The organism is Streptomyces sp. NPDC003016 (assembly GCF_053591455.1).
In genome coordinates this window covers 179,825-203,144 of record NZ_JBSFTV010000010.1, presented here as the reverse complement: position 1 = coordinate 203,144, position 23,320 = coordinate 179,825, and the positions used below count along the sequence as shown (strand labels likewise).

Here is a 23,320-nt window from a genome sequence, read left to right as displayed (position 1 = left end):
TCGTGTTCCCGACTCTACCAGACGCTTTACCGCCCGACTTCGCCGGCGCCTTCCGGTTCTCCGCTTCCGCGTTTCCCTTTCCGGCGACTCCGACTCTACCAGATCCTTTCGGACCCGATCCCCGGCCGGCGGGGTTTGCCTTTCCGGCCGCTGGGCCGTTCCGACGTCTCAAACTCTAGCGGATTTCCCGGGCGGCTCATAACCGAGCCTGTCGAATGAATTCCGGCATGCCGGAATTCTCTCCGAGGAGGAGATCGCGCAGAGTTTGGGGGTGCCGCTTTCGCGGCGAGTGACCGCCGCAGAACCGTTCCGGCCCCGCGACAACTCGCAGTACCTTACGGACCGGCGGCGGCCGCGTCAACCCCCGCCGGTGGGCCGCCGGTACGGGCGTCAGTCCAGGTCCTTCAGGCGACCGCCGGCGTCCGGCTGGGCGTCCTCGACCCTGCGCAGCAGGCGGATCAGCATCTCGCCGAGTGAACCCCGCTCGTCGGCGGTGAGGTCCTGGAGGAGGTCCTCCTCGAAGCTCGACGCCATCCGCATCGCTTGGAGCCACTTGGCGCGGCCCTCGTCGGTGAGCTCCACGATCACGCGCACGCGGTTGTTCTCGTCGCGGTCCCGGGTCACCAGGCCGTCCGCCGCCATCCGGTCGATGCGGTGGGTCATGGCGGCCGGGGTGAGGCCGAGGCGCTTCGCGAGCTCGCCGGGGCCCAGGCGGTAGGGAGCGCCGGAGACCACGAGGGTCTTGAGCACTTCCCACTCCGTGTTGCTGATGCCGAGTGCGGCGATCTGGCGGCCGTACGCGACGTTCATGCGGCGGTTGAGGCGGCCCAGGGCCGAGACGACCTTCTCCACCTGCGGGTCCAGGTCGCCGTACTCACGCTGATAGGCGGCGATCTGTTCGTCGAGGCTCGGCTCCTGGGGGCCGGGCGGCTCTTGGGTCTCAGGCATGCCGCGCAGTATGGCACGGAGTCGTTGGCGATTAAGTCCTTCGATGTGTACTGTTGAGGTTCTAACTTTACCTTTGAAGTCTTCAGGCTTCAGCTCTTCTCTTTCGAACCTTGAGGCAGGTGAGTGTGACCAGGGCAATGGGCGCCGCGATGCGCCGGATCCAGATGGGGAACGCGCTGAGTGCGTTCGGTATCGGGTTCACCGTTCCGTATCTGTATGTGTACGTCGCGCAGGTGCGGGATCTGGGCGCGAGTACAGCAGGTGTGGTGCTCGCCGTCTTTGCTGTGGCCGCACTCGTCGTCCTGCCCTTCACCGGGCGGGTCATCGACCGGCGCGGACCGCTGCCCGTACTGGTCGGCGGTGCGGTCAGTGCCGCCGTCGGCGCTCTGTGCATGGGGCTCGCGAGCAGCGTGCCGATGGTTCTGCTGTCCGCCGCGCTGCTCGGCGCGGGTACGGCGGTCGTGCAGCCGGCGCTCGCCACGATGATCGTGTGGTGCTCGACGCCCGCCACCCGTACGCGGGCGTTCGCCATGCAGTTCTTCCTCGCGAACCTGGGTCTGGGCATCGGCGGTCTCATCGGCGGCCAGCTCGTCGACGAGAGCCGGCCCGACAGCTTCCTGCTGCTCTTCAGCATCGAGGCCGTGATGTTCCTGGTGCTGGCGGGGATCGGCGCGAGCGTCCGGCTGCCGCGCTCGGCCGTCATTCCCGGCGCCGTGCCGCAAGGCGACTCCGGTTCCCGGGGCGGACTGCGGGCGCTGCTCAGGCACCGGGCGATGGTGCAGCTGTGCGGACTCGGGTTCGTGCTGTTCTTCGCCTGTTACGGGCAGTTCGAGTCCGGGCTTGCCGCGTACGGGACCGAGGCTGCGGGGATCGAGCCGTCCACGCTCGGGATCGCGCTCGCGGCCAACACCGCTGTCATCGTCATCGCGCAGTTCGTGGTGTTGCGACTGGTCGAGCGGCGGCGGCGGTCGCGCGTCATCGCTCTGGTCGGGCTGATCTGGACCGTCGCGTGGATCGTGGCGGGTTACGCCGGTCTCGGGCACGGCAGTCAGACGATGGCCACGGCCGCTTTCATCTCGACGTACGCACTGTTCGGGCTCGGTGAGGCGATGCTGTCGCCGACCGTCGCGCCGCTGGTCGCGGACCTGGCGCCGGAGTCGATGGTCGGGCAGTACAACTCGGCCTTCGCGCTGGTCAAGCAGCTTGCCCTGGCTGTCGGGCCCGCGGTGGGCGGGCCGATGGGCGCGTCGCTGCACACGCCGTACATCCTCACCTTCGTCGTCTTCTCGCTGGGCATCAGCGTGCTGGCGCTGCGGCTCGGCAGGCAGCTGACGGCGGTGCAGGACCGGCCGCTGCCGGCCAGGTCGCGGGTCGTGGCTTCGGGCGTACCGGTGAAGGACCTCGCCGCGGCCGAGTAGTGAGCGCAGGGAGCAGGGACGTAGGGGCGGAAGGCGGGGGTTTCTTTCCCTGCCTTCCGCCCCCGCTCCGTTCCCTTTCGGGCCCGGAGCGGAGTCCCGGCGGGTCAGGGCGGGGTCGGGAGGGCGAATTCGCACCAGACCGCTTTGCCGCCGCCCGGCGTACGGCGGCTGCCCCAGGACGAGGCGATCGTCGCGACGATCGAGATGCCGCGGCCCGCTTCGTCCACCGGTTCGGCGCGGCGGCGGCGCGGCAGGTGGTCGTCGCCGTCCGTCACCTCGATGATCAGGCGGCGGTCCGTGCGGCGCAGGCGCAGGCGCATGGGGGGCGTGCCGTGCTGGAGGGAGTTCGCGACGAGCTCGCTCACGGCCAGTACGCCCAGGTCGCACAGCTCCACCGGGAAGCGCCAGGAGGCGAGGACTCCGGTGGCGAAGGCGCGGGCACGGGGGGCCGCCTCTATGCCGCCGAGCAGGTCCAGTGCGGCGTTGTGGAAGAGCTCCGCGTCCGAGCCCGTGCGGGTGGGGTGCTGGAGGACCAGTACCGCCACGTCGTCGTCGTGCTCGGCGGTGACGCCCAGCGCGCGGATCAGGCGGTCGCAGACGACCTGGGGCGTGCCGGTGGCGCCGGACAGGGCGCGCTCCAGGGCGGCGACGCCCTCGTCGATGTCCTCGCGGCGGCGCTCGACGAGGCCGTCCGTATAGAGGACGGCCGTGGAGCCCGGCGGGAGGGCGATCGTGCCCGAGGTGTGCATCCAGCCGCCGGTGCCGAGCGGGGGGCCCGTGTGGTCCTCGGCGCGGCGGACCGTGCCGTCCTCGTCGCGGACGAGGATGGGGAGGTGGCCCGCCGACGCGTAGACGAGGTGGCCCTCGTTGGGATCGTGGACGGCGTACGCGCACGTCGCGATCTGGTTGGCGTCGATCTCGGCGGCCAGGCCGTCCAGGAGTTGCAGGACCTCGTGGGGCGGCAGGTCGAGGCGGGCGTACGCGCGGACCGCCGTGCGGAGCTGGCCCATGACGGCGGCGGCGCGCACCCCGCGGCCCATGACGTCGCCGATGACCAGGGCCGTACGGCCCGCGCCGAGGGTGATCACGTCGTACCAGTCGCCGCCGACCGCCGCGTCCGTACCGCCCGGCTGGTACGTGGCGGCGATGCGCAGGTCGTCGGGCTGCTCCAGCTCCTGGGGGAGGAGCGAGCGCTGGAGGGTCACGGCCGTCTCGCGCAGGCGGCGTTCGCTGGCGCGCAGGCGCTCGGCGGCCTCCGCGTGGTCGGTGACGTCGGCGGCGAAGACGAGGACGCCGCCCTCTTTGGCTCCGTGTCCGGCTGCTCCGTGTCCGTCCGCAGTAGCGCCCGGGACCTCGATCGGCGTGCAGGTGATGGTGTACGAGCCGCCCTTGGACACCTTGCGGGACTTGACCGTACGGGGTGTTCCGCCGCGCAGGACCTGGTCCATGAGCGGGAGCAGGCCGAGCTCGTCCAGCTCGGGCAGGGCCACGGCGGCGGGGGCGCCGGTCTCGCGGGGGCCGAAGGCCGCGGCGTAGGCGTCGTTGACGTACGCGACGCGGTGCTCGGGGCCGTACACCAGGGCGACGAGGGCGGGGAGCCGGCCGAGGACCTCGCGGACGGAGAGGTCCGCCAGGGAGTACGGCGGGGCGCCGTCGGGCGCGTCGGACCTGTCGGGCCCGTCTGGCGCCTGCTCGGACTGCCGGCCGTACTCACCGCGGGCCACCGGGACGGAACCGCGGTCGGTCCGCGCTGCGGCGCGGCGCTGCGTTCCGGGGAGACGGGCGCTCCAGCGCGTGAAGTTCACTGACTTTCAAGCCTCATGGTGTCGCGGTACGGGGTGGTGCGTTGCTGACGCCGTGGTCGCCGGGGGTGCCGGGAGCTGCTGTGGCGTTACGGCGGGTCACTCTGTGCAGATGTGGGCCCACCTATGGTCACACGTCCAGTGTGACCGACCGCACTGACAGCCGTCACTTGGTCTTGGGCGGCTTGCCGCCCGCCGCCAGTTCGAATTCGGCTCGCGGGTGTTCCAGCGAGCCGAGCGAAACGATCTCGCGCTTGAAGAGCCCGGCGAGTGTCCATTCGGCGAGGACCCTGGCCTTGCGGTTGAAGGTCGGCACCCGGCTGAGGTGGTAGGCGCGGTGCATCAGCCAGGCCGGATAGCCCTTCAGCTTGCGGCCGTAGACGTGCGCGACACCCCTGTGGAGACCGAGCGAGGCGACGGAACCGACGTACTTGTGCTCGTAGTCCTTCAGCGGTTCGCCGCGCAGCGAGGCCAGGATGTTCTCGGCGAGGACCTTGGCCTGGCGTACGGCGTGCTGGGCGTTGGGCGCGCACTCCTTGCCCTTCTCGGGCGCGGTGAGGTCGGGGACGGCGGCGGCGTCCCCGGCCGTCCAGGCGTGTTCGGTTCCTTCGACCGTGAGTCCGGCGGTGGCGGTGAGGCGGCCGCGTTCGTTCAGCGGCAGGTCGCTCGCGGCGAGGACGGGGTGCGGCTTGACGCCGGCGGTCCACACGACGGTGCGGGTGGGGAAACGGGAGCCGTCGCTGAGGACGGCGACGCGGTCCGCGCAGGAGTCGAGGCGGGTCTCCAGGCGTACGTCGATGTTGCGGCCGCGCAGTTCGCGGATCGCGTACTTGCCCATCTCCTCGCCGACCTCGGGGAGGATCCGCCCGGAGGCCTCGACGAGGATCCACTTCATGTCCGCGGGCTTGACGTTGTGGTAGTAGCGGGCGGCGTAACGGGCCATGTCCTCCAGCTCGCCCAGTGCTTCCACGCCCGCGTATCCGCCGCCGACGAAGACGAAGGTGAGGGCGGCGTCGCGGACGGCCGGGTCACGGGTGGTGGACGCGATGTCCATCTGCTCGATGACGTGGTTGCGCAGGCCGATGGCCTCTTCGACGGTCTTGAAGCCGATGCCGTAGTCGGCGAGGCCGGGGATCGGGAGGGTGCGGGAGACGGAGCCGGGCGCGAGGACGAGTTCGTCGTACGTGATCTCGACGGCGCCGGTGCCCTCCTCCTCGGTGGCGAGGGTGGTGACGGTCGCGGTGCGCTTGGCGTGGTCGATCGATTTCGCCTCGCCGATGACGATCTTGCACTTGCCCAGGACGCGGCGGAGCGGGACCACGACGTGGCGCGGGGAGATGGAGCCGGCCGCCGCTTCGGGCAGGAACGGTTGGTAGGTCATGTAGGGGTCGGGGGTCACCACGACGACCTCGGCCTCGCCGCTCCTCAGCTTCCGCTGGAGGTGCAGCGCGGTGTACATCCCGACGTAGCCGCCGCCGACAACGAGAATGCGCGCAGGTTCTGTCACTGTCCCATGACGCAACGGCCTCGGGAGTTTGTCCACAGGCCCGGCAAATTGTGTGACCGCAGGTCATGTGCTCCGTGAGGTGCGGCAATTCCGCTGTGATGCGGAAGGTGCGCAGGTCAGGGGGTGCGGGTGGGGCTCGGGCAGCGACCGGAACGGGAAGGTTTTCTCCCATACTCCGATCGGGCGGGCGCTCCGGGCGGAACTACCCCCTTCTGAATCTACGCGCGCTCAACTATGTTCGTATCTCGTCGGGGCGGCCGGGTCCGCGGTCCCGGCCGACTGTCAGGGCGGGGAGTCTCCGGGGGGAGACATCATTACCGGGGGAACGCTGATGCACATTCAAAACTCTCATTGGCAAGCTGCCGTCACATCCGACGGCACCGGGCGCACGGGGTCTGGAGGATCTCGTTCCGCGCCCCTGCGTGTGGACGCACAGCGCAATCTTGAGCATGTGCTGCGGGCCGCTCGCGAGGTGTTCGGCGAGCTGGGCTACGGGGCGCCGATGGAAGACGTCGCGCGACGGGCCAGGGTCGGGGTGGGGACGGTGTACCGCCGCTTCCCGAGCAAGGACGTACTGGTGCGCCGCATAGCCGAGGAGGAGACCTCCCGGCTGACCGATCAGGCGCGTACGGCCTTGGGGCAGGAGGACGAGCCGTGGTCGGCTCTCTCCCGCTTCCTGCGCACTTCGGTGGCGTCCGGCGCAGGCCGGCTGCTGCCGCCGCAGGTGCTGCGGGTGGGCGTGGAGGGTGAGGACGGCGGCGAGTCGCCGCTGGTGCAGGACGAGGCGCGGGTGCCGCAGCAGCGGCAGGCCGTGGGGTCGGCGGCGCCGGACCTGCGGCTGGTCGAGCCGCGGCCCACGGGCGCCGATGGTGCCGGGACGGACGGCCTGGGGAGTGACGACGCGGGTGCCGCGGCGCTGCTGGAGGTCGTGGGGCGGCTGGTGGACCGGGCGCGTGCGGCCGGTGAGCTGCGCGGCGATGTGACGGTGGCCGACGTACTGCTGGTGATCGCCACGGCGGCGCCTTCGCTGCCGGACGCGGCGCAGCAGGCGGCGGCTTCCGCCCGGCTGCTGGACATCCTGCTGGAAGGTCTGCGGTCCAGGCCCGTGTAGGTGCGTCGGCGTCGGCGTAGGTGCGGGGATGCCCGTACAGATGCGGGGGTGCCCGTACAGATGCGGGGGTGCCCGTACAGATGCGGGGGTGCCCGTACAGATGCGGGGGCGTGGGTCCACGGGTCCGGGCGGGCGGTTCTCCGGTCAGAGTGCGCGGCGCGGTGGGACTCCGCCGGCCACCGCGCGCTGGCGGGGGGCCGCCGTGCCCGTCCAGCACGTGCCCCGGCGCGACACCAGGCGGCGCAGCCACAGCTCCGTGGAGACCAGGTCGGCGATCCCGTCGAGCGGTACGGGTTCGCCCTCGGCCGCCGCGCGCAGGGCCTTGCGTACGACGCGGGCCTCGATCAGACCCGCGTCGGCCAGCAGTGGCGCGTCGAAGAGCGCGATCAGGTCGCCGACGGCAGCGCGCAGACCGGCGCGGGCGGCCGCCGCCGAAGAGGCGTGGGACGTGGCGCCCCAGCCGGGCGGCAGGTCCTTGATCCCCGCACCGGACAGGACCGTGCGCAGGATCGCGGCGCGCGCGCCCGGCTGGACGCGCAGGGCTTCGGGGAGGCCGCGGGACGCCCGTACGACCTGGTTGTCGAGGAAGGGCGCGTGCAGCCGCTGGCTGCGGACCTCCGCGGCCTGCTCGAAGACCCGGTGGTCGGCGGCGGCGCGGGCCAGGGCGGCCCGCGCGCGGGCCTCGCCGGGGCGCTGCACGGACGTGGGCCTGGTCGCCGCCCCCTGGAGACGAACCGATACTTCAGCCAGCGCCTCACCCGTCAGCCAGCGTGCGGCCGGTCCCGGCCTGCTCCAGGCGAGGGCGGCCAGCGAGGCGTCCAGCGCGCTGCCCTCGCCGCCGTTGCCCCCGCCCCTGGTGCCCGGTTCGTCGAAGCGGCGCTCCATGAGGCGGCCCGCCGTCTCCTCGATGCCCGCGCGGTACGGCGTACGGGCGAGGCGGCGGGCGGCGCGGTAGACGGTCAGCGGGACGAAGAGCGAGTGGGCGGAGGGTCCCTCGACCCTGGCCAGCGCGGTGACGGGGCGCAGCAGGTCGCGCCGCCTGCGGTCCATGAGCAGGTCGGCGAGGCGGGCCGGGTGGGCGTCGAGGACCTGACGGGCTCCATGGCCCGTGAAGTGGTCGGCGCTGCCCGCGGCGAGACGGCGGCGGTGGCGCTCGGCGGTGACCAGGGACGGGCCCGGTTCGTCGGTGAGCGGGCCGCTGCCCAGATCGGCGTACGGAAGGGCCTCTTCACCGGCGGCGACGACCACGTGGTGCAGGCGGGGGTTGGCGGCGATGGCGCCGGCCCGCTCCAACTCCGCCTTGTTCCCCCGGCCTTCGGCGGTCAAGTCGTTGAAGGTGACGGCGAGCAGCCGCTCCCCCGCTCCCGTGCCGTGGCCCAGGAGGGTGCCGGGCAGCCCCGGCAGGCCCGCGGCGAGCAGGGCGAGGGTGGCGGAGGCGCTGCCGCCGGAGAGGTCGGCGCCGATGCCGGGGACGGGCGCGCCGCGGGCGGCCCGGCGCTCGGCGGGGCCCATGCCGGGGACGGGCCCGGGGTCGGGCGGCAGGGTCTCGGGGGCGTGGCGCGGCGCGGTGAGTCTGGCCCGTACCGCTTCGACCAGGGCGTCGCGTACGTCGTCGACCGCGCGCTCCGGGTCGAGCTGGGGCGCGGCGACGGCGAGGGAGGCCACCGGTTCGTAGCCGGTGATCTCGCGCGAGCCCTCGCGCAGGACGAGGGCGTGCCCCGGCGGGATGCGCCGTACGCCCGCGTACGGCGTGCCGTCGCGCAGCGCCTCGGGGACGTCGGGGCAGGCGAGCAGCGCCGCGAGGTGGCCGATGTCGAGCTGTGCCTCGATGAGGTCGGCGAGCGGGAGCGCGGCGGTGGCGTACGCCGTGCCATTGGCCCAGGGCGTGTAGAAGACGGGGCGGGCACCTGCCAGGTCACCGACCACGGTGACGCGGCGGCCGGCCTGGACGACGGCGGTGTAACTGCCGGACCACGCGGTCAGGTGCCGCAGTGCGCCACCGCGCGCCGCGAAGAGGCCGACGCGCAGTTCTTCGTCGGACGCGCCGCAGCAGCCGAGGACGGCGATCCGGGTGAAGGCGTCGACGCTGAGGGTGCGGACCTCGTCGGGGCGCCAGTCGCCGACGGCCCACAGGGGGTCGGGGTCGCCCCACAGCAGCTGGGCGCCGACCGGGTGCACGGTGAGGGATTCGTGGTCGGAGAAGGCGGCGGGGCCGGAAGATGCGGAGGAGCCGGGAGAACCGGAGGAGCGGGCGGCGCCGGCCGTGCCGACCGCGCCCACCGTCCCGAAGCTGGCGGCGACACTGCTCCACCCCACCAACCACCGCATCGCCGCCTCCACAGGCCGTGGACAACCAAACGCACGTACCGAAGCAGCTTCGAGGAACACTGCGAGAAGCGGCTTCGGGACCATGCTGCCACGACAACGGCGTACGAGAGGGGCTGCGGAAGGCGTGCGGGCAAGACAATGCGCCCGCTGCGCCCAGGACTTCGGCCGGTTTGGGCGACAGGCGCCATTCGGCCATTCTGCGGGCGCGGCGAAGCCACGGGTGAACGCACGGTCCGGGAGGCATGGTTCGCCTCCCGGACCGGTCCGCCACCCGCGGGGATGAAGGCGGCGGTGTCCCCCAGCCCGCTGGATCCAGTGCAGCGGGCCGACCCACGCGACTCCCATGGAAGCGGGCCCGGCACGGACCCGACGAGAGCGCACGGGCGGGCGCACGGCCACACGCACGGAGCACGGGGCGGGGCACGGGCATTCGTGTAACTACACGAATCTCGCCATACGGAACACCGCCCCTTAACGGTCGGGATGCGGAGAACTACGCTGGGTTCACTGATGTCCTGCGCGGGCCGCATATTCCGGCTGGGCTGGCCGCGCGCTCGTGCGGGCAGTAAGGCCGGGAATGTCCCGGCGGACGGCCGTCTGTGTCGAGGGGTGGCGCATGTCCAGGGAGCAACGCGGGCCGAACGAAAAGCTCGGCACGGTTCTCGCCCTCGCGGGAATCAGCAACGCCGGCCTGGCGAGGCGGGTCAATGATCTCGGGTCGCAACGCGGCCTGACACTTCGTTACGACAAGACGTCGGTGGCCAGGTGGGTGTCCAAGGGCATGGTGCCGCAGGGCGCCGCGCCCCACCTGATCGCCGCCGCCATCGGCGCCAAGCTCGGCCGCCCCGTGCCGCTGCACGAGATCGGCCTGGCGGACGCCGATCCGGCGCCGGAGGTCGGCCTGGCCTTTCCGCGCGACGTGTCGGCGGCGGTGCGGTCGGCGACCGAGCTGTACCGGCTGGATCTGGCGGGCAGGCGGGCGGGCGGCGGCATCTGGCAGTCCCTGGCCGGTTCGTTCGCGGTGAGCGCGTACGCCACGCCCGCGTCCCGGTGGCTGATAACACCCGCCGACTCGTCGGTCGCGCGGGACTCCGCGGCGGCGCCGCCCGGCGAGCCGGCGGCCGACGCGACGCCGCTGCGGGTGGGGCACGCGGACGTGGCCAAGCTGCGGGAGGCGGCGGAGGACGCGCGGCGCTGGGACTCCAAGTACGGCGGCGGGGACTGGCGTTCGTCGATGGTCCCGGAGTGCTTACGGGTGGACGCGGCGCCGCTGCTCCTCGGCTCGTACAGCGACGACGTCGGTCGCTCGCTCTTCGGTGCCACGTCCGAACTGACCAGGCTGGCCGGGTGGATGGCCTTCGACACCGGACAGCAGGAGGCCGCCCAGCGGTACTACATCCAGGCGCTGAGGCTCGCCCGCGCGGCGGCCGACGTGCCGCTGGGCGGGTACGTCCTGGCGTCGATGTCGCTCCAGGCGACCTACCGGGGCTTCGCCGACGAGGGCGTGGACCTCGCGCAGGCCGCCCTGGAGCGGAACCGGGGCCTGGCGACCGCCCGCACCATGAGCTTCTTCCGGCTCGTGGAGGCGCGGGCGCACGCGAAGGCGGGCGACGCGCAGGCGGCGGGGGCCGCGCTGAAGGCGGCGGAGGGGTGGCTGGAGCGGGCGCGGGAGGGTGATCCGGACCCGTCCTGGCTGGGCTTCTACTCGTACGACAGGTTCGCGGCCGACGCGGCGGAGTGCTACCGCGATCTGAAGGCGCCCCGGCAGGTACGGCGGTTCACAGAACAGGCGCTGTCGCGGCCGACGGAGGAGTTCGTACGCTCGCACGGCCTGCGCCTGGTGGTGTCGGCCGTCGCCGAACTGGAGTCGGGGAACCTGGACGCGGCGTGCGCGGCGGGTACGCGGGCGGTGGAGGTCGCGGGGCGGATCTCGTCGGCGCGGACGACCGAGTACGTACGGGACCTGCTGCACCGGCTGGAGCCGTACGGTGACGAGCCGCGGGTCGCGGAGCTGCGCGAGCGGGCACGGCCGTTGCTGGTGGCACCGGCGTAGGGCAGGGGCAGGGGCAGCCGCAGGGGGAAGGGGCGGCCCTGGCGGTGGTTTGAAGGCGTTGTCAGTGGGTCAGTGCATCATCGGGAGTCCGGGGCGCTCTCCGGGAGGACACGGACCCCGACACGGCCGTGGTGGGAGGTGAAGCGATGCCGTACGACCGCTATGGCCGTTACGACTGCGACGTGCTGGTGATCGGTGCGGGAATCGTCGGCCTCTCGGCGGCGTACGCCGTCACGCGCGCCGCGCCGGGCACGCGCGTGACGGTGCTGGAGAAGGAGCAGGGTCCCGCCCTGCACCAGACCGGGCGCAACAGCGGCGTCATCCACAGCGGCATCTACTACCGGCCGGGCTCGCTCAAGGCCCGGTACGCGGTGCGGGGCGCGGCCGAGATGGTCAAGTTCTGCGCGGAGTACGGCATCGCGCACGAGGTCACCGGCAAGCTCATCGTCGCGACGGAGCGGGCGGAGCTGCCGCGGCTGCACGCCCTGGTGCAGCGCGGCCGGGAGAACGGCATTCCGGTGCGGGAGCTCGGTCCCGCCCAGATAGCGGAGTACGAGCCGAAGATACGGGGCCTGGCCGCGATCCAGGTGGCCACGACCGGCGTGTGCGACTACGGGGCGGTCGCGGCGCAGCTCGCGGAGAGCCTGGGCACGTCGGGCGCGGAGATCCGGTACGGCGCGGAGGTGGCCGTCGTCGACCGGCGCCCCTGGGGTGTCGCCGTGCGTACGGCGGACGGGGCGGTGGTGCGGGCGCGGGTCCTGGTGAACTGCGCGGGGCTGCACTGCGACCGGGTGGCGCGGCTGGCGGGTGACGACCCGGGTGTACGGATCGTCCCGTTCCGGGGCGAGTACTACGAGCTGGCCCGGCCGGAGCTGGTGCGCGGCCTGGTCTATCCGGTGCCGGATCCGGCGTTCCCCTTCCTGGGGGTGCACCTGACACGGGGCATCGACGGCGGCGTGCACGTCGGCCCGAACGCGGTGCCGGCGCTGGCCCGGGAGGGGTACACCTGGTCGGTGATACGGCCGCGCGAGCTGGCCGGGACGCTCGGCTGGCCGGGCTCCTGGCGGATAGCGCGGCGCCACTGGCGGTACGGCGCGGGCGAACTGCACCGCTCGGTGTCGAAGCGCGCCTTCACGGAGGCGGTGCGGCGGCTGCTGCCGGAGGTCACGGAGGCGGATCTTCGGGTGGCGCCGGCGGGGGTACGGGCGCAGGCGGTGCTGCGGGACGGAACACTGGTCGACGACTTCCTGATCCGGGAGACACCGCGCATGATCCATGTTCTGAACGCCCCGTCCCCGGCGGCCACCGCCTCGCTCCCGATCGGCAGACGGGTGGCGCGGCGGGCGCTGGGAGCACTGGGGGCGCAGGGGGCACTAGGGGCACAGGGGGCGCAAGGAGTGAGGTAGGCCGCCACTCTCCGGGGCCTGCGGCGCTTCGGGGCCTCCCGCCCTCCGGGGCCTCCCGTTCTCCGGGGCCTGCGGCGCTTTCCCCCTGCCCGTCGCGCCGTAGAATCGGGGCATTGTGTCTGAGTCCTCCAGCGTCCGTCCCGACGCCGCCCACCACGTCTCCCCCTTCCACCGAGCGAAGGGCGAGCCCCGCTTCCCCGGCGGTCCCGCGCCCGACCCCGCCGGGTCGCACCACGAGCGGCGGATCCGCAGCTTCCAGCCGCGGCGCAGCCGGGTGACCACGGGGCAGGCCGAGGCACTGGAGCGGCTCTGGCCCCAGTGGGGCCTGGACATCGACGGGCAGCGCGTCCTCGACCTCGACGAGCTCTTCGGCGGCCGCGAAATGCCGGTGGTGCTGGAGATCGGGTTCGGCATGGGCGAAGCCACCGCGCAGATGGCCGCCGAAGCCCCCGGCACCGGCATCCTCGCCGTCGACGTGCACACACCCGGGCAGGGCAACCTGCTCGGTCTCGCCGAGCGCGCCGGTCTCACCAACGTCCGGGTCGCCAACGGCGACGCGATCATCCTGCTCCGCGAGATGCTGCCGCCCGCCTCCCTCGCCGGGCTGCGCGTCTACTTCCCCGACCCGTGGCCGAAGAAGCGCCACCACAAGCGGCGCCTCATCCAGCCCGAATTCCTCTCCCTCGCCGCGCCCAGCCTCGCGCCCGGCGCGATCCTGCACTGCGCGACCGACTGGGAGCCGTACGCCGAGCAGATGCTGGAAGTGCTCACCGCGCACCCCGACTTCGAGAACACCGTGCCGGACGGCGGCTACGCGCCCAGGCCCGGATTCCGGCCGCTCACCCGCTTCGAGGGACAAGGGCTCGACAAGGGCCATGTCGTGCACGACCTGCTGTTCCGCCGCAAGTAGCAGCCGCAAGTAGTACCCGTGGGCAGAACCGGCAGGCAGAGCCAGCAGGCAGAACTCCTGGGCATCACCGGCTGTCACGGCTGTCAGTGCCTCTCGTTAGGGTCGTCGGGTGTACGAGTCGCCTCCGCACCCCCGGCACCACCCGGCGGTCCCGGACTGTGAGCAGCAGCCGCAGTTCACCGCCGTACCGCCGCCTGCGCACTGGCGCTACAAGCCGCGCCGCGCCTGGTGGCGCACCAGGGCGGTGCGCGCGGGCGCGGTGATCACGCTGCTCGCGCTCTGTGCCCTGGTGATCCTGGCGATCGTCCGCGACCAGACCGGCACCCAGGGCTTCCTGGTCGGCCTGGGACTGGCGGTGCTGCCGGTGCCGCTGCTGGCCGCCGCGTTCCGCTGGCTGGACCGGGTGGAGCCCGAACCCTGGCGGAACCTCGCCTTCGCCTTCGCCTGGGGCGCGTTCGCCGCGGCCCTCGTCGCGATCATCGCGAACAGTTTCGCGACCCGCTGGATAGCCACGGCCACCGCCGACCCGGCGGGGGCCGAATCCCTGGGCGCGACGGTGATAGCCCCGGTCGTCGAGGAGAGCGCGAAGGCGGTGGCGATACTGCTGATCTTCCTGTTCCGCAGACGGGACTTCACCGGCATCGTCGACGGAGTGGTCGTCGCCGGCTTCACGGCGACCGGCTTCGCCTTCACCGAGAACATCCTCTACCTCGGCACCGCCTTCGGCCAGGACCAGGAGGCGGGCGCCTACGGCCTCGCCTCGGTGACCGCGGCGACCTTCTTCGTACGCATCGTGATGTCGCCGTTCGCGCACCCGCTGTTCACGGTGTTGACGGGCATCGGCTTCGGGCTCGCCGCGCTCGCACCGCAGCGACGCCCGGGCCGGTGGCGGCGGATCGCGCTGCCGCTGCTCGGTCTGGTGCTCGCGATGGGCGTGCACGCCCTGTGGAACGGTTCCGCGGTCTTCGGGACGTACGGCTTCTACGCGGTGTACGCCGCCTTCATGGTCCCCGCCTTCGCGCTGCTGACCTGGCTGGTGATCTGGACACGCCAGCGCGAGCTGCGCACGATCGCCGCCGAGCTGCCCGCCTACGCCGCCGCCGGCTGGCTGCGGCCGGCCGAGCCGTTCACGCTCGCCTCGATGCGGGCCCGTTCGCTGGCACGGGACGCGGCGGCGCGCGCGTACGGGAGCGGTACGTACGGAAACGGAAACGGAAACGGTCCGCACGGGAGCGGTCCGTACGGGGGCAGTGCGTACGGGGGCAGTGCGTACGGAAGCCGGGCAGCATCCGGCGGGCGGGCCCCGTCCCGGGCCGCCGCCCGTGCCGCCGCCCGTGCCGTCGCCGAGTACGAGGTCTTCGCGACGTCCCTGGCCTTCCTGCGCCACCGGGCCCACCGCGGCGCGGTGGGCCCGGACTTCGCGGCACGCGAGCAGGAGCTGCTGCACCACCTGTGGCAGCGCAGGGACGTGGCCGGACCGGCGCTGGAGTACGCGGCGTGGGCGACGAGCCGGGCATGGGCCCCGCCACCGCCCCCGCGGCAGTCCCGGCCGCACCCACGGCCGTCACCGGCGCCGTGGTACGGACCGCCGCCCCAGCGCCCCGCCCCGCACCGGGACCACGCCGTCTACAACCCGTACCGGCAGCAGCGGTAACAGAGCCGGCAGCCCTGGCGACGGGGGGTGTGTGCCAGGACTGCCGGGGACTGAGGGGAACCGCGGGACATACCGTCAGGCCACCGGACCACCGGACCACCGGGCCGTCCGGGGCAGCAGGCCGTCCGGGCCACCGGCCGGCCGTCAGACCGTGAGGCCCTTGTCCCGCAGCCACGCGGCCGGGTCGACGCCGGCGCCGCCGGGCGTGTGCACTTCGAGGTGGAGGTGCGCTCCCGTCACATTGCCGGTGGCGCCCACGCGGCCGATGACGTCGCCCGTTCCGACCTCCCCGGAGGTGGCGGTCATCGAGGAGAGGTGGCAGTACCAGACCTCCGTGCCGTCCGGGAGCTCCAGGACGATGCGGTAGCCGTACGCACCCGACCAGCCCGCCGACGTGATGGTGCCGCCGTGCACGGCCTTGACCGGCGTACCCGTCGGGGCGGCGAAGTCCAGGCCGGTGTGCTGGCCGGAGGACCACATCGAGCCGGACTGGCCGTAGGTGGAGGTGAGCGTGTACGACGAGGTCGGCAGCGAGTAGCTGGCGGCCAGCTTGGCGAGCCGCTCCTGCTCGGCCTTGCGCGCGGCCTCTTCCTCCGCCTGTCGCTTCTCCTCCTCGGCCTTCCGCTTCTCCTCCTCGGCCTTGGCCTCCGCCGCGCTCTGCTGCTCGGCCGCCTCGGCCGCGGCCTGCTCGGCGGCCTTCGCCTCGGCGGCCACCTTGGCCTCGGCGTCGGCGGCGTCCTGCTGCTGCTCGGCCTGCTGGAGGATGCGGGCGCGCAGCGCCTCGCCCGCGTCGGTGGTGCCCTGCCGCGCGTCGGCGGTGGTGACGCCCGCGGTGGTGAGCGGGGCGGCCGCCAGGATCGTTTCGCCCGCCGTGCCCGTACCCGCCTGAACGCCGGAGCCCGATCCGGAGCCCGCGTCGTCGGACATCAAGGAGCCTATGCCGGGAAGGGACTCGGCGTCGGGCAGCGAGTCCGCTATCGCGTCGGGAAGGGAGATCGAGACGGCCGGCTTGTCCTGCGCGGTGGCTATGCCGCCCGCGCCGACCGCGGCGATGACGCCGACACCGAGAACGGTGGAACTGCGGCCGATTCCGCCGCGCTGCTTGACGACGCGATGACGGCCGCGTACGGGCCGGATGGACTCCTCGGTGGGGTTCCACTCTCCCCAGGTTCCCTCGGCGCCACCGGGAATCCCGGCGGCGTTCGGAACGTTCGGTACCTCGTACCCGTAAGAGGGCAGGGGTGCTTCGGGGGCAGGCCTGTTGGACGCCACGGAGGCGTGCTCCTTTCCTTCCTTCTCGCCTACCGGGTTAGCTGACGGGTTCGGAGCAGGAAGGTCTCCTACGGGCCTCCTCGTAGGTACGAAGGAGTCCGATTCACCCCAAGGAACGTGGTTCCCCGGTTCCCTTGCGGAATTCGGCGCGTGCGCACGGTGTCGTCTCTTGTGACGACTGGGACGACCGCGCTGCGTTATCGAACGTTAATAGACACCGGGTCCGCTTTCCAAGCCGTTCCAGGTGATCGTTAACGATATTGGCACGGACCAATCGCCACACATATGGTCACAGCGGGGCGAGTTGCCATGCCCCCGATCGACATTCCGAAACCTCGAAGTGGTGACGGTTCGTCAATTGTTATGCGCAGGGGCGTCTTACGACTACACAGTGTCGCCGGACTAGCTTCGTCACCATGGTTGCCAACAGCACGCGGTCCGTGGCCGGCCGCTACCGCGAGTTCTCCGAACAGCAGGCGCAGGGCGTCTCCCCCGGCTACGCCGAACTCACCGCCCGCATCAGCGAGGACGAGGAGCTCTGCGCCCTCATCGCCGCCCTGCCGCCCGGCAACAAGCAGCAGCCCAACCTCCTCCTCGCCGCCGTCCGTTTCCTCGGCGGCCCCCACGAGCGGTGGGTGTCCTTCCGCGCCTGGACCCTGGCCCACTGGGACGCCGTACGCGCCGTCGTGCTGACCCGCTTCACCCAGACCAACGAGCCCGCCCGCTGCGCCACCCTGCTGCCCCTCCTCGCCGCGCTCCCGCAGCCCCTCGCCCTCATCGAGGTCGGCGCCTCCGCCGGCCTGTGCCTCCACCCCGACCGCTACGCCTACCGCTACGACGGCGGCGCCGTCCTGGGCTCCTCCCCCGTCACCTTCGACTGCCGTACGGAGGGTCCCGTGCCCCTGCCCACCGCGCTGCCCGACATCGCCTGGCGCGCCGGCATCGACCTCGACCCCCTCGACCCCACCGACGAGGACGACGTCCGCTGGCTCCAGTCGCTGATCTGGCCGGGCCGTGCGGAGCGCCCGCGCCAGCAGCTCGCCGCCATCGAGGCCGTACGTACGGCGCCCCGCCCCCGCATCGTCCGCGGCGACCTCGTCGACCACCTCCCGGCGCTGGCCGCCGACGCCCCGGCGGACGCCACCCTGGTCGTCTTCCACACCGCCGTACTGACCTACCTGCCGCTCGCCCGCCGCGAGGAGTTCGCCGCGCTCGTCCGCGCGCTGCCGGGCCACTGGATCTCCAACGAGCACCACACCGTGCTGCCCTGGCTCGATGCCCCCGCCCCCGACGACGAGCACCTGCTCACCCTCGCCCTCGACGAGCGCGCGGTCGCCTTCACGGCTCCGCACGGCCAGGGTCTGCACTGGTTCGGTGCGACGAGTGCGACGAGTGCGACGGGAGAGGCGGGTGCGACAGGTGCGGCGAGTGCGCCGCCACCCGCCTGACCAGGCTCACGGTCCGACGGCGGTCCGGCTGCCCCTCGGCGGGCCGTGCGACCGCCAGCAGGGCCATGTCGTCCGTGGCGGCCCCGTGCGTGTGCAGCCGTACGTCGTCGGTGATCGCGTCCAGCAGCTCCTCGGGTCCCGGGAAGATCCGCCCGCGCAGCCGCGCGGGCGGATCGTAGAAGACACCGGCGGCGTTCCTGGCCTCGGAGAGGCCGTCCGTGAAGAGCAGCAGCGTGGCGCCCGGCGGGAACGCGCATTCCTGGGCCCGGTCGGGCCAGGCCGCCAGCTCGCCCATCCCCAGCGGCAGCGCGGCCTCGGTCGGCACGATCTCCGTGAGATCCCCGTCGGCGTACAGCATGAGCGGTTCCGGATGGCCGCGGTTGACCAGCCGTACGACGCCCTGACCGCGCGGGATCTCGGCGAGCACGGCGGTCGTGAACCCCTCGAAGGCGTCCAGCCCGTCCCGCCGCGCGCCCTCCCGCATGAGTGCCCGCTCCAGCCGCTGCGCGACACCTTCGAGCGACCTCTCCTGCTCGGCGGCCTCCCGGAACGCCCCGATGACGACGGCCACCGCCTCCACCGCGCCGAGCCCCTTCCCGCGTACGTCGCCGACCACCAGCCGCACCCCGGCCGGTGTGTCCTGTACGGCGAAGAGGTCCCCGCCGATGAACGCGTCCGCCTGCGCTGCCTCGTACCGCGCCGCGACGTGCAGACCGGCGATCCGGCCGGGCGGCGTGGGGAGCACGGCGCGCTGGGCCGCCTCGGCGATGGTGCGGGCGGAGGCGAGCTGCTCCCCGCTGCGGCGTACGACGCGGTTGATGACCAGCGCGAGGACGGCGACGGTGACCATGGTGACCAGTTCGGTCACCGACTCGACCTCGGTCGAGGTGCCGTTGTGGAGATGCAGCCCCACGACGGCGCCGATCGCGGCGGCACCGGTCAGGAGCGTGTTGAGGGGGGAGAAGAACGGCGCGGCGATCAGCGGGGCGGCGGCGAAGAGCGGCGACGCGGTGAAGTGCGGCGGCGTGACGACGTCGAAGACGATCCCGCCGGCGATCAGCAGCGCCGGCAGGGCCCGGAGGAAGTGCCGGGCCGCGCTCACGGCACCGACGCCCGCTCCGTCTTGCTTCCCCACCTGTGGTCTCCCGCTCGCTCCGCACCCGCGTGCGGACGGTACCGCGCCCAGCCCAGGCTGGCCGTAGCCGCGCCGCACGGCCATCCGGGGGCAGCCGACCGGGGGACGGCGACGCCCGGCGCGAGCCGGAAACGACGAAGGTCCGGATCTCTTCCGAGATCCGGACCTTCGTCTTCTTCTTCAGTAGCGGGGACAGGATTTGAACCTGCGACCTCTGGGTTATGAGCCCAGCGAGCTACCGAGCTGCTCCACCCCGCGTCGTTGAACTCAACTCTACGCCATTCGGGGACCGGCTCCGACCACGTACGCCTGCGCCGCCGCCATCCCCGGCACCCGGCCCCCGCGCGTCACCTCGCGCCCGGTGGCGACAGCGCTCCCGCACCGCACCCGGCCCCCACCACGCCGAGCCCGTCGGGGGCGGTCCGCGCGGTCCCGCGAGGCGGCCCCGAAGGCCGCCCAGGTCGCCAGCTGTTACGGCGTCACCGCAACGGCCGCGCCCAACGCCCGTCCGGGCGGTGGCCGTTGCCCGGCGGCGCTACTCGGCGGTCTCCGTCCGTTCCCACCACTCGTAGACGGTCAGCCGTCCTTCGTCGCTGTCCTGGTGCCTCGTCGTGACCTTGAAGTGCTCGTATCCGCCGCGGTGCGGAATCTTCAGTTCCTGCCCGGGAGGAGTGATCGGGACGATCCGCCCGCGCAGATCGTCCGGGCCGCCTTCGAGAAGTGCCTTGTCCGTCATGCCCCCAGTGTTCCTACGCACGGGCCGGCGCGCACGCGGAGGAGCCCGGGGCCGAAGACGCGAAAGCGCCCCGGCCGGGACGAGCCCGGCGGGGCGCTGACGTGCGGGTCGGCCGGGGATTCCCGGCCGCCTGGGGCGGTAGGCCGTGTGGGACTCGAACCCACAACCAACGGATTAAAAGTCCGCTGCTCTGCCAATTGAGCTAACGGCCCTCGGCGAGTCACCCCCGAGCATAGCCGCAGCGGGCCCGGCAGCCGATCGGGTATCGGTTGCCGGGCCCGTCGCGGTCTGCCCGGACCCTAGAACAGGCCCTTGTAGTTCTGCCAGCCGGTGGCGATCTGCGTGCGGCCGCCGAAGGAGCCGCGGCCGTCGCCGTCGTTGCGGAACAGCTTCCCGGCGGAGTCGCGTTCGACGATGTCCGCCTTGCCGTCACCGTTCAGGTCACCGACGCCGACGATGGCGTTGTACGACCGGCCCCAGTCCTTGAAGACCTGGACCCGCCCCTTGAACGTGCCGTTCCCCGTACCGTCGTAGCGCCACAGCCCGCCCGACCTGTCGTGCCCGAGCAGATCCGCCCTGCCGTCGCCGGTGATGTCGCCGACCCCGGCGATCCGCCCGTACGTCCTCCAGTTCGCACCGATCCGCACCTTGGCCTTGAACTTCCCGCCGGCCACGCCCGCGTAGAAGTACACGTCTCCCGTCGACGCCTGACGCGCCACCAGGTCCGTACGGCCGTCACCGTTCATGTCGCCGGGGGAGGTCAGCACGTCGTACTGCCCCCAGCCCGTCCCGATCGAGGTGTACGCGGCCGACGGCGTCAGCGCCTTCCCGCAGCGGGGCCTGTACGCACGCAGCTCGCCCGACGGCTGCCGCACCAGCACGTCGTTGCACCGGTCGCCGTTCACGTCACCGAACGGCACGGCGTACGCCGACACCGGCCAGCCGCTGCCCGACGTCCTGCCGGAGAACTTTCCTCCCGCCGTTCCGTGCTGGAAGGTGAAGGAGCCGGAGCTGTTGAGCGTCAGCAGGTCGCCGATGGCGTCGCCCAGGGCGAAGTCGTGGCGCACCGGTCCCGCCTCCCGCAGCCTGACGGTCCCGGTCCGCCGCAGCGCGGGACCGTTGCCGTCCGCCGGTACGGCGGACAGCGTCCAGGCGTAGGTGCCGTTCGGGAAGGGGACATCGCCCGGCACGTCCCGGACCATGCCGTGCCAGTGGGCGGTGAGCAGCTCACGCGCGGCCCCGCCCCGCACCGTGTCGACGGTCCTGCCGGTGGCCCTGTCGCGCAGCGTCAGCGTCCAGGACGCGGCCGGCTTGGACAGCGGGGTGGTGGTGACGTCCCGGGGTACGGCGTCGAAGGCGCGCGGAGTGATCTCCGGGCGGTCCTCCGGCGTTCCGGCGGCGGTCATGGGCTGTCCGAGGACACCGGACGGGATCAGGTGCGTCTGCTCCTGGCCGTCCACGTACGCGGCGTTCCCGCCGAAGCGGTCGACGGTCCACCGCACGTGCCGCTGCGAGACCCCCGTGCCGGGCAGCTCGCCGACGGTACGGCTGCGGGCCTGCCCGGTGTCCACCGCCGTGAGGACGAGCTTGCCTGCGGCCTTGTCGTGCGTGACGACCCATCCGTCACCGAGCAGCGTCTCGCCCGAAGGCACGGACACGGACTTCTTCGCCGTACGGTCGTACACCCCGGCGGGACCGCCCGAGGGGCAGCTCCAGTACAGCCAGCGGCCGACCGCCTGCAACTCCTCCGGAACGCAGCCGGCGCCGGTGGCGGCCGTCTCGGTGGTCTTCCGGGTGGCGATGTCCAGGGCGGTGAGTACGCCCTTCTCCGCGCCCGCGGTCCACAGCCGCCCCGCCCACACGGAGGCGGCGCCGGGGGCGCGCTGGAGGACCGTCTCGCCGTCGGAGAGACGGTAGACGGTCTGCTTCTTGGCGGCCTTCGACGTGTGGATCAGGTGCTCGCGGGTGACGGAGGTGATCTCCCCGCCCTCGGGGACCGCGAGCGTGATGTGGTCGTCGTCCCGCGGCCCGTCGACACGTACGAGGTCGCGCTCGGCGTTGTCCCGCTCCAGGCGCGCGAACCGCCCGTCGCCCGTGCCGTGCAGCGCGCCGCACGCCACGTCGTCGTCCGCGCACGGGGGCACGTCGTAGCCGTGGCCGGTGAGCCGGGCACGCTCTCCGTGAGTTGGAGTGCCGGTGGCACTGAGCGTGCGGCCGTAGTCCCGCTTCGTGCCGGTGCTGTTGTCGATGAAGCCGAGGCGCCCCTGGGCGAGAGCCAGCCCTTCCACGGTGGCGGGCACGGGCGGCAGCTTCTTGACCAGCGCCACCTGCGGCCTGCCGTCCGGACCGGTCGTCACACGACGGATACCCCAGTCGTCGGCCTGGTAGCCGCCGACCGTCACCGCCGTGCCGTCCGGTCCCGCCAGCACGCGCCTGTCGGTGCTCCTCAGGAGCGTGATCGACGGGCCGCCGGCGAGCGGTACCGCCTCCAGCGCCAGGGACGTGGCGGACACGTGGACGAGCCATTCGCCGACAACCGCCCAGCCGGTCGTGGGGCTGGACAGCGCCGTCCCCAGCTTCAGCACCGTCGGGGTGGCCGAGATGTCGTTACGGGGAACGGACGACACGGTGAGTTCGGCCGCGTTGTAGAGGGTGAGGCGGCCGGGCGCCAGCTCGGGGCTCCACAACCCTGCTCCCAGCGGCGGGGTCACCCCGCTCACGACACCCGTCGGCTTGTCGACGAGGATCAGCCGCTGGGAGCCGCCGACATCCGCTCTCAGGACGATGGAGGTGTCGTCACCTGTGGCGGGCGAACGGAACTCTGTGCCCTCGGGCAGTCCGGTGATGCGCACATCACGGGTCACGCCCCCGGGGCCCGGCGAAAGCAGATGCAGCGAGGTCGTGCGCGTACCGTCGCTGTTCAGGACTGTCTCGGCGGTCAGGGCGGTCGAGCCGAACGTTCCGCAGTACCTCTGGCCTTCGGGGACAGTGATCGTACGGACCGAACCGTCTGCCGCGTCCCGAAGCTCGACGTCGCCGTTCCCCTTGCCGAAGGCCAGTACGTCACTTCCAGTGGCAGAGCCAGGAGCGCCGTTCTCGTGGGTGCCGACCGGAAACGTCTCGCCGTCCGCGAAACGTGTCCACAGCCTGCCGCTCCGGCCCTCCTCGGTGTGGAACACACCCTGCCGGCCGGTGCCATCGGCGCCACCGACGATGGGCCCCTGCAAGGTCGCGTCCCGGACGGTTGTGCGGAATTCCGGCGGAATCAGGACCTCTTGAGCCTGTTGCGCCCCGCCGTCCGCCACGGCTGCTTGCAGCGGTGTCAGAGCGGCGGTCAGTCCTACTCCCATGACTGCGGCGATCGTGCCGCGTACAAGGGCATGACGTGTCACTCGGGTCCCTCCCCGGGAGCCTGAAGAAGGCATGGGGAAGCGACGGCGGCTGTGCGCGCACCGTCGGCGAATCGAATCGAGCCACGCCCCCCGGCAGTGCTCCCATGCAAGTGGGCGGATCGTAACAGCAGTCACGTATGTGGGGGAAGGGGAAAGAAAAGCGGGCCCGTTCGTGAAGAACGGGCCCGCTTTCGCAGGTC

At 72.5% G+C, this 23,320-nt stretch carries 16 protein-coding genes, 2 tRNA genes and 1 riboswitch; of the genes, 7 read left to right on the top strand and 11 right to left on the bottom strand.

Annotated elements, in window-relative coordinates:
* Positions 1-390 precede the first annotated feature (390 nt).
* Positions 391-948 (bottom strand): MarR family winged helix-turn-helix transcriptional regulator, encoded by a 558-nt coding sequence (locus ACWDZ4_RS11595; RefSeq protein WP_451508186.1) that lies wholly within the window; start codon positions 946-948, stop codon positions 391-393.
* A gap of 137 nt (positions 949-1,085) precedes the next feature.
* Here ACWDZ4_RS11595 and ACWDZ4_RS11590 point away from each other — a divergent pair, with 137 nt between their 5' ends.
* Positions 1,086-2,366, top strand: coding sequence for an MFS transporter (locus ACWDZ4_RS11590; RefSeq protein ID WP_451508199.1), 1,281 nt, complete (start codon positions 1,086-1,088; stop codon positions 2,364-2,366).
* A 104-nt stretch (positions 2,367-2,470) separates the two neighbouring features.
* Here ACWDZ4_RS11590 and ACWDZ4_RS11585 read toward each other — a convergent pair whose 3' ends face one another.
* Positions 2,471-4,171 carry an ATP-binding SpoIIE family protein phosphatase gene (locus ACWDZ4_RS11585; protein WP_451508185.1) on the bottom strand — a complete coding sequence of 567 codons (1,701 nt, stop codon included), beginning with the start codon at positions 4,169-4,171 and terminating at the stop codon, positions 2,471-2,473.
* Between the two features lie 163 nt (positions 4,172-4,334).
* On the bottom strand, positions 4,335-5,675 hold the full coding sequence (locus tag ACWDZ4_RS11580) for an NAD(P)/FAD-dependent oxidoreductase (RefSeq protein ID WP_451508184.1): 1,341 nt from the start codon (positions 5,673-5,675) through the stop codon (positions 4,335-4,337).
* Between the two features lie 331 nt (positions 5,676-6,006).
* On the opposite strand from ACWDZ4_RS11580, the gene ACWDZ4_RS11575 reads away from it, so the two are divergent.
* Positions 6,007-6,786: a TetR/AcrR family transcriptional regulator gene (locus tag ACWDZ4_RS11575; RefSeq protein ID WP_451508183.1), complete on the top strand. Its 780-nt coding sequence runs from the start codon at positions 6,007-6,009 to the stop codon at positions 6,784-6,786.
* 144 nt (positions 6,787-6,930) lie between these two features.
* Here the strand turns inward: ACWDZ4_RS11575 and ACWDZ4_RS11570 are convergent, their stop codons facing one another.
* Entirely contained in the window at positions 6,931-9,114 is a 2,184-nt protein-coding gene (locus ACWDZ4_RS11570; RefSeq protein ID WP_451508182.1) for an asparagine synthase-related protein, read from the bottom strand.
* A 616-nt stretch (positions 9,115-9,730) separates the two neighbouring features.
* Here ACWDZ4_RS11570 and ACWDZ4_RS11565 point away from each other — a divergent pair.
* The 4 genes from ACWDZ4_RS11565 to ACWDZ4_RS11550 all read left to right on the top strand — a co-directional run bounded on the left by ACWDZ4_RS11565 (position 9,731) and on the right by ACWDZ4_RS11550 (position 15,137).
* Positions 9,731-11,167 (top strand): MFS transporter, encoded by a 1,437-nt coding sequence (locus tag ACWDZ4_RS11565; RefSeq protein ID WP_451508181.1) that lies wholly within the window; start codon positions 9,731-9,733, stop codon positions 11,165-11,167.
* 146 nt (positions 11,168-11,313) lie between these two features.
* Positions 11,314-12,573 carry an L-2-hydroxyglutarate oxidase gene (lhgO, locus tag ACWDZ4_RS11560; RefSeq protein WP_451508180.1) on the top strand — a complete coding sequence of 420 codons (1,260 nt, stop codon included), beginning with the start codon at positions 11,314-11,316 and terminating at the stop codon, positions 12,571-12,573.
* 115 nt (positions 12,574-12,688) lie between these two features.
* Positions 12,689-13,483, top strand: a complete 795-nt coding sequence (trmB, locus tag ACWDZ4_RS11555; protein WP_451508179.1) for a tRNA (guanosine(46)-N7)-methyltransferase TrmB — start codon at positions 12,689-12,691, stop codon at positions 13,481-13,483.
* 109 nt (positions 13,484-13,592) lie between these two features.
* Entirely contained in the window at positions 13,593-15,137 is a 1,545-nt protein-coding gene (locus ACWDZ4_RS11550) for a PrsW family intramembrane metalloprotease (RefSeq protein ID WP_451508178.1), read from the top strand.
* 144 nt (positions 15,138-15,281) lie between these two features.
* Here ACWDZ4_RS11550 and ACWDZ4_RS11545 read toward each other — a convergent pair whose 3' ends face one another.
* Positions 15,282-16,409 carry a M23 family metallopeptidase gene (locus ACWDZ4_RS11545; RefSeq protein ID WP_451508177.1) on the bottom strand — a complete coding sequence of 376 codons (1,128 nt, stop codon included), beginning with the start codon at positions 16,407-16,409 and terminating at the stop codon, positions 15,282-15,284.
* An 11-nt stretch (positions 16,410-16,420) separates the two neighbouring features.
* Positions 16,421-16,568: riboswitch (cyclic di-AMP (ydaO/yuaA leader) on the bottom strand.
* A gap of 257 nt (positions 16,569-16,825) precedes the next feature.
* Here ACWDZ4_RS11545 and ACWDZ4_RS11540 point away from each other — a divergent pair.
* Positions 16,826-17,857 carry a DUF2332 domain-containing protein gene (locus ACWDZ4_RS11540; RefSeq protein ID WP_451508176.1) on the top strand — a complete coding sequence of 344 codons (1,032 nt, stop codon included), beginning with the start codon at positions 16,826-16,828 and terminating at the stop codon, positions 17,855-17,857.
* On the opposite strand, the gene ACWDZ4_RS11535 is transcribed toward ACWDZ4_RS11540, so the two are convergent.
* The 6 genes from ACWDZ4_RS11535 to ACWDZ4_RS11510 form a co-directional block, all read right to left on the bottom strand.
* Positions 17,748-19,076, bottom strand: a complete 1,329-nt coding sequence (locus ACWDZ4_RS11535) for a PP2C family protein-serine/threonine phosphatase (protein WP_451508175.1) — start codon at positions 19,074-19,076, stop codon at positions 17,748-17,750. The two genes, ACWDZ4_RS11540 and ACWDZ4_RS11535, sit on opposite strands and share 110 nt — an antisense overlap.
* 100 nt (positions 19,077-19,176) lie before the next feature.
* Positions 19,177-19,250: transfer RNA gene (locus ACWDZ4_RS11530), tRNA-Met, on the bottom strand.
* A 15-nt stretch (positions 19,251-19,265) separates the two neighbouring features.
* Positions 19,266-19,379 carry a phosphotransferase-like protein gene (locus ACWDZ4_RS11525; RefSeq protein ID WP_451508174.1) on the bottom strand — a complete coding sequence of 38 codons (114 nt, stop codon included), beginning with the start codon at positions 19,377-19,379 and terminating at the stop codon, positions 19,266-19,268.
* A 148-nt stretch (positions 19,380-19,527) separates the two neighbouring features.
* Positions 19,528-19,728, bottom strand: a complete 201-nt coding sequence (locus ACWDZ4_RS11520) for a DUF5988 family protein (RefSeq protein WP_451508173.1) — start codon at positions 19,726-19,728, stop codon at positions 19,528-19,530.
* A 139-nt stretch (positions 19,729-19,867) separates the two neighbouring features.
* A tRNA-Lys gene (locus tag ACWDZ4_RS11515) sits at positions 19,868-19,940 on the bottom strand.
* A gap of 87 nt (positions 19,941-20,027) precedes the next feature.
* Positions 20,028-23,078 (bottom strand): FG-GAP repeat domain-containing protein, encoded by a 3,051-nt coding sequence (locus ACWDZ4_RS11510; RefSeq protein WP_451508172.1) that lies wholly within the window; start codon positions 23,076-23,078, stop codon positions 20,028-20,030.
* Positions 23,079-23,320: the final 242 nt, after the last annotated feature.

What these genes read in the sequence shown, in the direction of transcription:
- ACWDZ4_RS11595 (WP_451508186.1), bottom strand. Translation starts at nt 948, where the DNA reads ATGCCTGAGACCCAAGAGCCGCCCGGCCCCCAGGAGCCGAGCCTCGAC.
- ACWDZ4_RS11590 (WP_451508199.1), top strand. Translation starts at nt 1,086, where the DNA reads ATGGGCGCCGCGATGCGCCGGATCCAGATGGGGAACGCGCTGAGTGCG.
- ACWDZ4_RS11575 (WP_451508183.1), top strand. Translation starts at nt 6,007, where the DNA reads ATGCACATTCAAAACTCTCATTGGCAAGCTGCCGTCACATCCGACGGC.
- ACWDZ4_RS11570 (WP_451508182.1), bottom strand. Translation starts at nt 9,114, where the DNA reads ATGCGGTGGTTGGTGGGGTGGAGCAGTGTCGCCGCCAGCTTCGGGACG.
- ACWDZ4_RS11565 (WP_451508181.1), top strand. Translation starts at nt 9,731, where the DNA reads ATGTCCAGGGAGCAACGCGGGCCGAACGAAAAGCTCGGCACGGTTCTC.
- lhgO (WP_451508180.1), top strand. Translation starts at nt 11,314, where the DNA reads ATGCCGTACGACCGCTATGGCCGTTACGACTGCGACGTGCTGGTGATC.
- ACWDZ4_RS11540 (WP_451508176.1), top strand. Translation starts at nt 16,826, where the DNA reads ATGGTTGCCAACAGCACGCGGTCCGTGGCCGGCCGCTACCGCGAGTTC.
- ACWDZ4_RS11535 (WP_451508175.1), bottom strand. Translation starts at nt 19,076, where the DNA reads ATGGCCGTGCGGCGCGGCTACGGCCAGCCTGGGCTGGGCGCGGTACCG.
- ACWDZ4_RS11520 (WP_451508173.1), bottom strand. Translation starts at nt 19,728, where the DNA reads ATGACGGACAAGGCACTTCTCGAAGGCGGCCCGGACGATCTGCGCGGG.
- ACWDZ4_RS11510 (WP_451508172.1), bottom strand. Translation starts at nt 23,078, where the DNA reads ATGGGAGTAGGACTGACCGCCGCTCTGACACCGCTGCAAGCAGCCGTG.